Source organism: Flavonifractor hominis (assembly GCF_040095835.1).
GTDB lineage: Bacteria > Bacillota > Clostridia > Oscillospirales > Oscillospiraceae > Flavonifractor > Flavonifractor hominis.
The window spans coordinates 20,852-32,958 of record NZ_JBBMFT010000012.1 but is presented as its reverse complement, the minus strand read 5'-3'; the positions used below and the strand labels follow the sequence as shown (position 1 = coordinate 32,958).

Sequence of the window (12,107 nt, the reverse complement as noted above, 5' to 3'; positions counted from 1 at the left end):
TTTCAGTTCATCAAAGGTCATGGTAAGAGCTACACGCCCTCCTTTCCACAAAACACGGCTGTTATCCCATCACCGTATAAAACACCCGGGACAGGGTATACCCAAATCCGTTTGTGATCCCGTGGGCAATCATGCTGGCGCCCACACTTCTGGTCTTCCAGGCAATGAGGCCGAGGGCCAGCGCGCCCAGCGGCACCGCGAGGAAAGCAGAGATGTTGCGGCTCCCCACATAGTAGGCGTGTCCTATCGCAAACAGAAGCGCCTGGAACAGCCAGATCCAGTGGTCCTTCCAGCCGCACTTGCGCAGCCGTCCCCACAGAAAACCGCGGAACAGTGGCTCCTCTGCCGCAGCGGCATAATCCAGCTGATAGAGCGACCCGTACAGCAGCTTCCCCACAGAAGGAAGCGCCGACAAGTCAATCGCCTCCGAAGTCTGAAAGGACAGCACGAAGCCTGTCACAACCGCCAGCACCGCGCCGGCCAGCACCGCCGCGCCGATGCAGCCCGCCGTCCAGCCCGCTCCCCGCCGGGGCAATACCGGCCGCCGGATGAACAGCGCGGCCAGGAGCACAACAGCAAGGACGGCCTTGACCGCCTGCCCGGGCAGAGCATAGCCCCCGGTCTTGCTCCCAATGAGTATGGCAACCGGCGCGCACACCAGCAGCACCAGGGCCAGGCGGTCCATGTGGTATTCCGCCAGCCGCTCCCGCTCCAAAAAAACCAAAAGAAATGTCAGCAGGCAGGTACCCAATTCATAGACAACGATCACCACATTGTTCCCAGGGGCCAAAATGCCTCCAAGGACCAGCCACGGAAACCGCAGAAACAGCAGGCCGCCCAACAAGATCCAGAACAGGTATGGTTCCAGCCCCGCACTCTTTTTCGTCTCCATATTGTACCCCCATGATCAAAAAAAGCGCCGCGGATGCGGCGCTTTTTTCTCTCGGTTTTGACTTACTCAGAGAAATTGGAGGAGATCAGCTCAATCAGAGCCTCGACCGCTTCCTTCTCGTCAGGACCGTCGGCGATAAGGTTGATGGAAGTCCCCTTCACGATCCCCAGAGAAAGCACGCCCAGCAGGCTCTTGGCGTTGACGCGCCGCTCATCCTTCTCCACCCAGATGGAGCTTTTGAACTCATTGGCCTTCTGAATAAAGAAGGTCGCCGGTCTGGCATGCAGGCCAACCTGGTTGTTCACGACTGCCTCTTTCATATACATAACGTTTCCCCCCAGAGATGCATTCGCATACTTCGTATATTAGGATACCAAATTTAACCCACGCCGTCAATGACAAAATGCACAAATTCCAAACAAGAAACTGGTTTGATTGACGAATCAGACCGCCCCACCCTTTCCGCTCCGCAATGGTCACGGCGCGGCGAGTTTCTGCGGAAAACCTCCGCGCTCGGAGGGGACGCAGGGCTGTCTTACTTCAGTTCGGCGATGGTCACGCCATCCTCGCCCTCGCCGTAGCGGCCCGGGCGGAAGGACTTGATATACCGGCTGCGCTTGAGGTGCTCCCGCACCGCCTTGCGCACCGCGCCGGTGCCCTTGCCGTGGATGATGCGCACCTCATTGAGCTTGCCCAGCACCGCGTTGTCCAGGAACAGGTCCAGGGCTCCGATGGCCTCGTCGGTCATCATGCCCCGCAGGTCCACCTCCGGGGAGGCCCCCAGGGAGCGCAGCTTGTGCTCGGCCCGGGCCACCACCTTTTTGGCGGACTTGACGCTCTCCCCTTCCACCACGCGGACCTCATCCTGCTTGGCGTTGATCTTCAGGATGCCCGCCTGGAGCTGGAGGGAGCCATCCTTGTTGACCGAAATAACGGTGGCCTGGGTGCCCATCTTGATGAGCTCCACCGTATCCCCCGCCTTTGCGGGCCGGGTGGGCGGCGGAGCGGGTTCCTCCGGCCGTGCCCCCAGCTTGCCCTCGGCCTCATTCAAACGGTGGCGCAGGCCGGCCCGCTCGTCGTTGATCTTCTGCCAGTCCTCTTCCTTACGCTGGCGGCGGCGCATGTCGTTGAGTTCCTTGAACACCTGGTCGGCGGTGTCCCTGGCCTCATCCAGGATGGCCCGGGCCTCCGCCTGGGCCTTCTCCACCGCTTTGAGCCGCTGGGCCTCCATCTGGGCCTTGTACTCCCGGGAGGCCTTGGCGGTCTCCTCCATCTCCCGGCGGAGCCTGGCGGCGGCCTCCTTCTCCCGCTCCATCTCCTGGCGCTGCTCGTCCAGCCGGGTGAGCACGTCCTCAAAGCGGACATTCTCCGCGTCGATGCGCTCGGCAGCTTTCTGGATGATGGTCTTGGGCAGGCCCAGCCGCTGGGAGATGGCAAAGGCGTTGGACTTGCCCGGGATGCCGATGAGCAGCCGGTAGGTGGGGGCCAGGGAGTCCACATTGAACTCGCAGGAGGCGTTTTCCACCCCCGGGGTGGTCATGGCGTACACCTTCAGCTCGGCATAGTGGGTGGTGGCGGCCACCAGAGCCCCCATCCCCCGGGCAGAGTCGATGATGGCGGCGGCCAGAGCCGCGCCCTCAACGGGGTCGGTACCCGCCCCCAGCTCATCGAACAAAATCAGGGTCTCGTCGTCCGCCTCTTTCAGAATGCCAACAATATTCACCATATGGGAGGAAAATGTGGACAAATTCTGGGCAATGGACTGCTCGTCGCCGATGTCGGAGAGCACCCGGCTGAATACTTTTACACAGCTGCCGTCCCCCACGGGAATGTGGAGTCCGCACTGGGCCATCAGGGTCAACAAGCCGATGGTCTTGAGGGTCACCGTCTTGCCGCCGGTGTTGGGGCCGGTGATGACCAGGGTGTCGAAGTTCTCCCCCAGCATCAGGTCGTTGGGCACCGCCTTGTCCGGGTCCAGCAGGGGATGGCGGGCTTTTCGGAGATAGAGCCCCTTGGCATCCAGCCGGGGGGCGCAGGCCCGCATGCGGTAGGCCAGCTTGGCCCGGGCAAAGATCACGTCCAGGAAGATGAGCAGATCATAGTCCTGGGCGATGTCCTCCTTGAACTGGGCGCACTCGGCGGACAGCTCCGCCAGAATGCGCTCGATCTCCTTCTCCTCCCGGGACTGGAGCTCCTTGAGCTCGTTGTTGGCCTTCACCACCCCCATGGGCTCGATGAAGAAGGTGGAGCCGGAGGAGGATACGTCGTGGACCAGGCCGGGCACGTCGTTCTTGTGCTCCGACTTGACCGGCACCACAAAGCGGTCGTTGCGCTGGGTGATGATGGCGTCCTGGAGGTACTTGGCCTGGTTGGAGGAGATGAGCTTGTTGAGGATGTCACGCACCTTGGCGGCGGTGGCACGGATGTGCCGCCGGATGGCGGCCAGCTCGGGGCTGGCGGCGTCGGCGATCTCATCCTCGCCCACAATGGCCCCGGTGATCTTCTCCTCCAGAAAGCGGTTGGCCGTCAGGGAGCGGAACAGATGATCGATGCAGGTACTGCTCCGGTCTCCCTCCCCCTCGCCGTACTCCTTGGCGGAGCGGGCGGAGCGGAGGACGGCGGCGATGTCCAGCAGCTCCCGCGTGTTCAGCGCACCCCCCATGTCGGCCCGCTGGAGGGAGGCCCGGACGGGCCGCACCCCGGAGAAAGAGGGGGAGCCCCGCAGAGCGGTCATATTCACCGCGGCGGTGGTCTCGTCCAGGGCCCGCTGCACATCGTCAGCGTCGGTCAAGGGCCGCAGCTGGAGGCAGCGCTCCTTGCCCTCCGCCGTCACCGCCTGGTCGGCCAGCTTCTCCAGCACCTTCGGCAGTTCCAGCGTCTGTATGGATTTTTCAAACAAATCGGTCATGTAGGTTCTCCCGTTATCAATTCACATTTCAGGGTAAGGAGGGCGCGGCCTCCTACCCGGACTTTGACGCCGCCCTCATCCCCGGTGATGCGGCTCAAAATCTCGGAGGGCTTGCCCATCTTCTCCCCCTGGACAAAGCGGTTGTCCGCCCCGGCCGAAATGAGGCCGCGGCGGTACAGATAGTAGGTCAGGGCCCCGTTGGAGGTGCCGGTGGCCGCCTCCTCGGGGATGGCGTACAGGGGGGCGAAGTTGCGGCAGTGGGCGGCGGCATCCGGGGTGTGGGGGCAGAACATGTGGACCCCCACCACGCCGTAGTGCTCCGACAGGCGGGTGACCTCCGCCTCGTTCTGCACCGCCTTGTCCAGAGTCTCCCGGTCTCTGACCGGCAGCAGGATGTCCATGAGCCCGGTGCTCACCGCCTGGGGCTCCAGCCCATCGGGGCGGTCGGCCAGGGTCAGGCCGTAGGCGGCGTAGAGCTCCCGCTGTTCTCCCTCGGAAAAGCTGCGCCCGTCCTGAGGGGCGGCCATGTCCATCCACACCGCGTCCGTCCCCACCCCGATCTCCAGGTCACCGGAGCGGGTGTGCAGGGCGTAATCCCCGGGGGCGATGGCCCCGGTATCCCGCAGGACGGTAAAGGCGGCGATGGTGGCGTGGCCGCACAGGTCCACCTCCTCCGCCGGGGTAAAGTAGCGGATGTGGAAGGCCTTGTCCCCGGTCTGCCGCACAAAGGCGGTCTCGGAGTGCTTCAGCTCCCCCGCCAGGGCCCGCATGAGCTCTTCCGGCGGAAAATCCCCAGAGCCCAGCAGGGCCACACCGGCCTGATTGCCGGAAAAGCGCACGGTGGTAAAGGCGTCCGCTACGTACAGTTGCATCTTACATCCCCGCTTTCCATTGTTTGTAATAGTCCAGGGTGTGAAACCCCCGGTCCAGTTGGGTCAGCAAAAAGCGTTCGCACACCTGGCTCAGGCAGGCCAGCCCCGCCTCATCCACCGAAAAGGAGAACAGGCGCTTGGGGTCCCCGTAGACGATGTGCCGCATGGCCGCCAGGGCGCTTTCCGTCAGGGGCAGGGCGGTCCCCTCCCCCACGCCCTGCCCGCAGGCGGCGCAGTGGAGCACCCCCGCACTCAGGTTCAGCCGGGGCTGGTCGGGCTCGCTCCGGCCGCAGACGGCGCAGGCGTCCACCAGCGGCTCATACCCCTCCACGCACATCAGGCGCAGCTCATAGGCCGCCTTCACCAGGGCCTGGGGCTTGTTCAGCTTGTCCAGGGCGTAGAGGGAATTGAGGATGAGCGACAGGGCCGCCGGATCGGCCCGCCCCTCCACCGAGACGGTCTCCATCACCTGGGCGAAATAGGACCCCAGGCTCAGCAGCTCCGGGTCGGAGCGGACCCGGCGGAACTGCTGGAGGGACTCGGCCTCATTCAGGCTCACGTGGTCCCGGTATTCGAAGAGGGTCATCTCGGAATACACCAGCAGCTGGGCCGCCGCCGCCAGCGGGCTGTTCCGCTTCCGGCAGCCCCTGGCCCGGACGGTGCGTAGCCCCCCCTCGGCGGTGAGTACGCTGAGCAGCTTGTCCGAATCCCTGTAGTTGACCTCCCGGAGCACCAGCCCCTGGGTGGTGATGTGCATGCTCTCTCCTCCCAAATATGTAGGCGGGCGGTCAACCGCCCGCCGGGCGTCCGTCCGCCGCTTTTTTCTCCCGCTCTTCCGGGGCGAGCCGCCGGTACAGGCTGTACACCTCCGGCAGGCCGGTGCGCACAAAAAGCCGCCAAAGAAGTTCCGTCCGTTCCACGTCCAGCCACTCCTTCCCGACTTAGCTTGGCCGGATCGGCGTCATTTATCAGCGGTAAAATGTGCTCATTCGTCCTTATAGCCGAAATTGTGGATGAGATTGATATTGTCTCTCCAGTTCTCCTTCACCTTCACCCAGGTCTGCAAAAATACCTTGGTGCCCATGAAGGCCTCGATATCGGTGCGGGCCAGGGTGGAGACCTTTTTCAGCATGGCGCCCCCCTTGCCGATGATGATGCCCTTGTGGCTGGCCTTCTCACAGTAAATGGTGGCGTCCAGGTCGATGATCTCGTTGTCCCGCTCGGAGAAGCGGGTGACCTCCACGGCGGTGCCGTGGGGGATCTCCTTGTCCAGGCACAAAAGCAGCTTCTCCCGGATAATCTCGGCGCACACCTGCCGCTCGGGCTGGTCGGTGATCATGTCCTCGGGGAAGAGCTGGGGGCCTTCCGGCAAAAACTCCGCCAGCAGGTCCAGCAGCTCGTCCACCCCCTCGCCGTTCTTGGCGGAGATGGGCAGGATGGCATTGAAGTCGTGGGCCTGTCCGTAGGCCTGCATGACGGCGAGCAGCTGCTCCTTCTCCACGGTGTCGATCTTGTTGATGACCAGCACCGAGGGCACACCCAGCTGCTTGATGCGCCCGATCAGCTCGGCCTCAGGGCCGCCGATGTGGGGGATGGGCTCCACCAGCAGCAGAATGGCGTCCACGTCGGCCACGCTCTGCTTGACCACGTTCACCATGTAGTCCCCCAGCTTGGTGCGGGCCCGGTGCAGGCCCGGGGTGTCCAGAAAGACATACTGGCAGTCGTTGCGGTTGACTACCGCGCAGATGCGGTTGCGGGTGGTCTGGGGCTTGTTGGAGACGATGGCGATCTTCTCCCCCACCAGAGCGTTGGTCAGGGTGGACTTGCCCACGTTGGGCCGGCCCACAATGCTTATCATACCGGATTTTTTAATTTCCATAGGTGATCCTCAACTTTCTTGAGCGTTTTATGTTTTAATCCCGGCCGATGCCAAGCGCGGACAGGATGGCCTCCTCCCGCTCTCTCATCTGCCGCTTCATGGGTCCCTCGTCCATGTGGTCGTAGCCCAGCAGGTGGAGCACCGAGTGGACGGCCAGATAGGCCACCTCCCGGCGGGTGCCGTGGCCGAACTCCTCCCCCTGGGCCTTCGCCCGCTCCAGGGAGATCACCATGTCCCCCAGGGGCACCAGACCGGTGCCTGGGTCGGCGTCCTCCTCGGTGGGGTTTTCCCCCGGCTGCAGGTCGAACATGGGGAAGCTGAGCACGTCGGTGGGCCGGTCCACCTGCCGCTGCTCCAGATTGATGGCGTGGATGCCCGTGTCGTCGGTGAACAGCACGTCCACCTCGCAGGGCACGTCCACCCCCTGGGCATCCAGGGCGGCGGGGATCACCCAGCGCAGCAGGTCGGCGTATTCCTCCGCCCCGTCCACCTCGGTCTCAACGAGAATTTCATGGTTCATTTTTTGGCCCTCCGGTTCTCATCGGCCTCGTAGGCCTTGATGATCCGCTGGACGATGACGTGGCGCACCACGTCGGTCTCGTTCAGCTTGCAGATGGCGATGTCCTCCACCCCGTCCAGCACGCGCATGGCCTCCTTCAGGCCGGAGACCGTGTCCCGGGGCAGGTCGATCTGGGTGATGTCGCCGGTGATGACGATCTTGGAGCCGAAGCCCAGGCGGGTCAGGAACATCTTCATCTGCTCCCGGGAGGTGTTCTGGGCCTCGTCCAGGATGATAAAGCTGTCGTCCAGGGTGCGCCCGCGCATATAGGCCAGGGGTGCCACCTCGATGGCGCCCCGCTCCAGATACTTGTTGTAGGTCTCCGCCCCCAGCATGTCGAAGAGGGCGTCGTAGAGGGGCCGCAGGTAGGGGTCTACCTTGCTCTGCAGATCCCCGGGCAGAAAGCCCAGCCGCTCCCCGGCCTCCACCGCCGGGCGGGTGAGGATGATGCGGTTGACCTGCTTGTCCCGGAAGGCGGCCACGGCGGCCGCCACGGCCAGATAGGTCTTGCCGGTGCCCGCCGGGCCGATGCCCAGGGTGATGGTGTTCTTGCGGATGGCGTCCACATACCGCTTCTGCCCCAGGGTCTTGGGCTTGATCGGCTTGCCCTTGGCTGTGACGCACAAAACGTCCCGGGCGATGTCGTTGATGTGCTCCTCATTGCCCGCCTTCACCAGATTGATGATGTAGCGGACGTTCTGCTCGGTGATGGTCTCCTTCCGCCCGGCCAGGGCCAGCAGTCCCTCCACCGCCTTTACGGCGTAGAGGACCTGCTCGGCCTCGCCGCTGATCTTGAGCTCGGAGTCCCGGTTCACCACCGAAACCCCCAGCTCCCGCTCGATGAGCTTGATATTTTCGTCAAAGGACCCGAAGAGGTCGATGGCGTCTTCGATCCGCTCAATGTTGATGGTCTGTTCCGTCATTTGTACGCCTCATTTTTCCTGTGATTGGGCTGGCCGGAACCGCCCGATCTCCTCCCGGCACTCCGCCTGGAGCGTCACCTCCAGCAGGCCGTCCCGCTGGGTGGAGGAGTATTGCGTGTTCACCACCTCGCCGCCGTCCAGTTCCTGCTCCAGCGCGTCCAGCAGCCGCTGCTCCAGCAGCTGCCGGGCCGCCGCCTGGTCCACGGACACGGCGGTGGTGGTATAGGCGCGGTACGTCTCCCGGTTGAGAGCAAGGGGCATCTCCCGCTCCCCCGGCAGGGTCAGCGTCCACGTATCATTTATTTTATCATATCCGGGGAATGGAATTCCACTCTTTCCGAAAATTTCGATCCGCTGCCCCAGCACGGTGAGGGACCAGCGGCTGGTCTGCTCGCCGGTGTAGGTCTTGACCTGGGCCTGGAGTGGGATGACTGCCGTCAGGGTGCGCCAGGTCCGGGCCCACACCTGGCCGGAGGCCCGCACCTGCAGGTATCCCAGATTTTCCAGCTCGCTGTACTGGGGTGCGTCCAGCTGGACCTGGCCGGAGATGAGCACCTCCCCCTCCACCACGGTGTCCCCCGTGCGGAAGCGGGCCTCTCCCTCCAGCACCTCCATGCGGGTGATGATCCCCGAGGAGCGGGCCACGATATCTCCCAGCTGTTCCTCATCCACCAGCTCGGGCGCCTGTACCGCCTCCCGCACCATCACCTCGGCCCGGGTGCCGTGGAGATTGACCGACATCCACGCCAGCTCGGGCAGGTGGATGAGGGCCTCATGGCGGATGGCCGACTCATTGAGTCCCGGCCCGTAGGCCCCCGGCCGCAGGCCCTGCCGCCGCAGCTCGGAGAGAATGGTCGCCGTGGAGACATTGACGTTGCCCTCCACCTCCACGGTGAGGATGAACTGGGAGCACACACACACCGCCGCCAGCGACAGGGCCAGCCCCACCAGCAGCGCGTACCGCCGCCGGAACCGGGCCAGGAAAAACGGTATACCGCTGCGTCCCGCCGGGGTGACGGTACACTGTACCCGCTGGGCCAGCGGCTCCACCCGGCGGCTGCTCTGCCGGGTGAGGGTGAGGCGCAGGCGGGTGGATTCCAGCCACTCCACATTCCAGAAGAGCACCCCGTTCTGGGCGCAGAGGTTGAGAAAGCGCTCGGGAAACGCCCCGGATACCTCCAGCCGGACGCTCCCCCGCAGGCAGTTGATGACACGCTTCAGCATTCCGCCCGCCCCCCTATTCCAGCTCCACGCCCGCGATCCGGCCGGTGATGAGCAGTTGGCTGGCGTTCATGGAGCGCAGCTCCAGACCGCTGCCCCGCACCTTCACCACCAGCTGTCCGCCCGAGATGTGGATCTCCTCACTTCCGTAGGCCAGGATCCCCTTATGGTTTTCCATCCGCAGTTCCCGGTCCCCGGTCAGTTCGATGTGAGGCAGGCCCGCCACCAGGTCTCCCGGCAGATCAAAGACCTCCGCCGTCTTTTCCAGCAGTGTTTCCCGTTTCCGGTTCCGATCCATGGCGTTCCCCTCCTCGTCCTCCATGCTTATGAGACGAGTGGGGCAATCTTGCCTGTCCATGTGAAATCGGGCCCAACAGCTCCAGCAGACGCTCCCTCCGGTTGTCCTCCGGGTGGGCCAGGATATGGGCGGCCAACCGCCGCTGGGCCGCGCCGATCTCCCCGCCCCGCAGACCCAGCGCCGCCAGCTCGCCCCCGGTGAGGGCCAGCGTACGCAGGGCCTCCTCCTCCGGGTGGAGCACCGCCCGGCGCAGCGCCCGCTCCACCGGCAGGACCTGGATGGGAAAGCCGGTGGCGGCGCAGAAGGCCCGCCACCGGGGCACCGGGGCACTGGGCGTCTCCCGCAGCTCCGTCAGCGCCGGGCAGTCCCGCACCGGCCACAGGTGGGCCAGAAGGCCCAGGCGTATCAGCTCCCCCGCCGCCTCCGGCCGGGGTGAGAGCAGGATCTTTTCCAGCTCGGCGCGGATGCGCTCCCCCGACAACAGCGCCGCCCGTCCGGCGCACCGCTCCAGGGCCGCCCGGGTCTCCGGCGCAAGGGCAAAACCCAGCTGGGCGGCAAAGCGCACCGCCCGGAACATCCGCAGCGCGTCCTCGGTAAAGCGCCGCTCCGGCTCCCCCACGCAGCGGATGATCCCCGCCGCCAGGTCGGCCCGGCCGCCGAAGCGGTCGATCACACCCCCGTCGGGGGCCAGGGCCATGGCGTTGACGGTAAAGTCCCGCCGGGCCAGGTCCTCCTCCAGCCCCGCCTCAAAACTCACCGCGTCCGGGTGCCGCCCGTCGGCGTACCCCCCTTCCCGGCGGAAGGTGGTCACCTCTATGGCTCCGTCCCCGGTGAGCACGGTGACCGTCCCGTGGCGCAGGCCGGTGGGCCGGGCCTGCGCAAACAGGGCCAGGGTCTGCTCCGGCCGGGCGGAGGTGCACACATCAAAGTCCCCCGGCGTCCGCCCCAGCAGCAGATCCCGCACACAGCCTCCCACCGGGTAGGCCTCGTGCCCCGCCGCCCACAGGGTATTCAGACAGCCGGACACCCCGTCCGGAAGGGTCCATGCGCCCATTTTTCTCCACCGCCTTTGGTATCTTCTGCTTGCTATTTGCCTATAATGGTTTATAATAGATTGACCGTAAAACGATTATAATCTATAGAAAAGGGTGTGTAAACCCATGGCAAACGCCGATATTCATACCTTCATCGCCCCCGGCCGCCGGGCCCATCTGGTGGGCATCGGGGGCGTATCCATGTCCCCGCTGGCCGAGGTCCTTCATAAAGCCGGCATGGTCATCACCGGCTCTGACATGCATGAGAGCGCCACGGTGGAGCATCTGCGCTCCCTGGGCATCCCCGTGGCCATCGGCCACCGGGCGGAGAACATCCAGGGCACCGAGCTCATCATCCGCACCGCCGCCGCCCACGACGATAACCCCGAGATCGCCGCCGCCCGGGCTCAGGGCATCCCCGTCTTTGAGCGGGCCCAGGCCTGGGGCTCCATCATGCGGGGGTACAAAAACGCCCTGTGCATCGCCGGCACCCACGGCAAAACCACCACCACCTCCATGTGCACCCACATCGCCATGGCCGCCGGAGCGGACCCCACCGTCATGATCGGCGGCACGCTGCCCCTGCTGGGCTCGGGCTACCGGGTGGGCCACGGAGACACCATCATTCTGGAGAGCTGCGAGTACTGCAACTCCTTCCTCTCCTTCTATCCCACCGTGGCGGTCATTCTGAACATCGAGGCCGACCACCTGGACTTCTTCAAGGATCTGGAGGATGTGGAGCACTCCTTCCGTGCCTTCGCCGACCGGGTGCCAGAAAACGGCCTCGTCGTGGCCAACGCCGACGACGCCAACACCATGCACACCCTGGCCGGGGAGAGCCGTCCTATGCTCACCTTCGGTCTGGAGCAGGGGGACGTCCATGCCGCCAATCTGACCTGGCACAACGGCCTGGCCAGCTTCGACGTGCTCCTGCGCGGGGAGTTGTTCACCCACGTGGAGCTCAACGTGCCCGGTATCCACAACGTGAAAAACGCCCTGGCTGCGGCGGCGGCCTCCATCGCCCTGGCGATTCCGCCCGAGGCGGTGCGCACGGGCCTGGCCGGCTTCCGGGGTGCAGGCCGCCGGTTTGAGCACAAGGGCAGCTACCACGGGGCCCAGGTCTACGACGACTACGCCCACCACCCCGGGGAGCTGCAGGCCCTGATGGACGCGGTGAAGAAGCTGGGGTATGAGCGGGTCATCTGCGCCTTCCAGCCCCACACCTACTCCCGCACCAAGGCCCTGTTCGACGACTTCGTGCAGGTGCTGAAGGAGCCGGACATCACCCTTCTGGCCGAGATCTTCGCCGCCCGGGAGACCAACGACATCGGCATCTCCTCCAAGGACCTGGCCGACCGGATCCCCGGCAGCGAATACTACGCCACCCTGCCCGAGGTCACCGCCCGCCTGCGGGAGCTGGCCCGGCCGGGGGATCTGATCCTCACCGTGGGTGCCGGCGACATCTACACCGCCGGCGAGGCCCTGGTCAAAAGCGAATAAGAGGTAAAAAAGAGGTCCGGG

General features: G+C 64.9%; 13 protein-coding genes. 1 reads left to right on the top strand and 12 read right to left on the bottom strand.

The features are described from left to right. Positions 1-61: 61 nt before the first annotated feature. From WMO45_RS12610 to WMO45_RS12555, 12 genes are all read right to left on the bottom strand, one after another. A complete protein-coding gene (locus WMO45_RS12610; protein WP_349141185.1) occupies positions 62-892 on the bottom strand; it encodes a CPBP family intramembrane glutamic endopeptidase in 831 nt (276 codons plus the stop codon). Positions 893-954: 62 nt separating this feature from the next. Further along, positions 955-1,218: an HPr family phosphocarrier protein gene (locus WMO45_RS12605; protein WP_007495691.1), complete on the bottom strand. Its 264-nt coding sequence runs from the start codon at positions 1,216-1,218 to the stop codon at positions 955-957. 209 nt (positions 1,219-1,427) lie between these two features. Then, entirely contained in the window at positions 1,428-3,800 is a 2,373-nt protein-coding gene (locus tag WMO45_RS12600; protein ID WP_349141182.1) for an endonuclease MutS2, read from the bottom strand. Next, on the bottom strand, positions 3,797-4,672 hold the full coding sequence (locus tag WMO45_RS12595) for a PhzF family phenazine biosynthesis protein (RefSeq protein WP_349141180.1): 876 nt from the start codon (positions 4,670-4,672) through the stop codon (positions 3,797-3,799). Before WMO45_RS12595 ends, WMO45_RS12600 begins: the two co-directional genes overlap by 4 nt. Before the next feature lies 1 nt (position 4,673). Next, positions 4,674-5,429: a DNA repair protein RecO gene (recO, locus tag WMO45_RS12590; RefSeq protein ID WP_349141178.1), complete on the bottom strand. Its 756-nt coding sequence runs from the start codon at positions 5,427-5,429 to the stop codon at positions 4,674-4,676. Between the two features lie 31 nt (positions 5,430-5,460). After that, on the bottom strand, positions 5,461-5,592 hold the full coding sequence (locus WMO45_RS12585) for a hypothetical protein (RefSeq protein WP_349141176.1): 132 nt from the start codon (positions 5,590-5,592) through the stop codon (positions 5,461-5,463). A gap of 65 nt (positions 5,593-5,657) precedes the next feature. Further along, entirely contained in the window at positions 5,658-6,551 is an 894-nt protein-coding gene (gene era / locus WMO45_RS12580) for a GTPase Era (RefSeq protein WP_349141174.1), read from the bottom strand. A 34-nt stretch (positions 6,552-6,585) separates the two neighbouring features. Beyond that, the gene (gene ybeY, locus WMO45_RS12575; protein ID WP_349141172.1) at positions 6,586-7,071 is read right to left on the bottom strand and encodes an rRNA maturation RNase YbeY; all 486 of its coding nucleotides are present in this window, start codon (positions 7,069-7,071) and stop codon (positions 6,586-6,588) included. Further along, complete coding sequence (locus WMO45_RS12570; RefSeq protein ID WP_349141170.1) at positions 7,068-8,033, bottom strand: PhoH family protein; 966 nt, start codon at positions 8,031-8,033, stop codon at positions 7,068-7,070. Before WMO45_RS12570 ends, ybeY begins: the two co-directional genes overlap by 4 nt. A 9-nt stretch (positions 8,034-8,042) precedes the next feature. Continuing rightward, positions 8,043-9,257 carry a sporulation protein YqfD gene (gene yqfD, locus WMO45_RS12565; protein ID WP_349141168.1) on the bottom strand — a complete coding sequence of 405 codons (1,215 nt, stop codon included), beginning with the start codon at positions 9,255-9,257 and terminating at the stop codon, positions 8,043-8,045. A gap of 13 nt (positions 9,258-9,270) precedes the next feature. Then, positions 9,271-9,552, bottom strand: coding sequence for a YabP/YqfC family sporulation protein (locus tag WMO45_RS12560; protein WP_349141166.1), 282 nt, complete (start codon positions 9,550-9,552; stop codon positions 9,271-9,273). Beyond that, the gene (locus WMO45_RS12555; protein WP_349141164.1) at positions 9,497-10,606 is read right to left on the bottom strand and encodes a CCA tRNA nucleotidyltransferase; all 1,110 of its coding nucleotides are present in this window, start codon (positions 10,604-10,606) and stop codon (positions 9,497-9,499) included. The genes WMO45_RS12560 and WMO45_RS12555 overlap by 56 nt, the downstream gene beginning before the upstream one ends. A 106-nt stretch (positions 10,607-10,712) precedes the next feature. Between WMO45_RS12555 and murC the strand changes: the two genes are divergently transcribed. Then, positions 10,713-12,086 (top strand): UDP-N-acetylmuramate--L-alanine ligase, encoded by a 1,374-nt coding sequence (gene murC / locus WMO45_RS12550; protein ID WP_349141162.1) that lies wholly within the window; start codon positions 10,713-10,715, stop codon positions 12,084-12,086. Positions 12,087-12,107 lie beyond the last annotated feature (21 nt).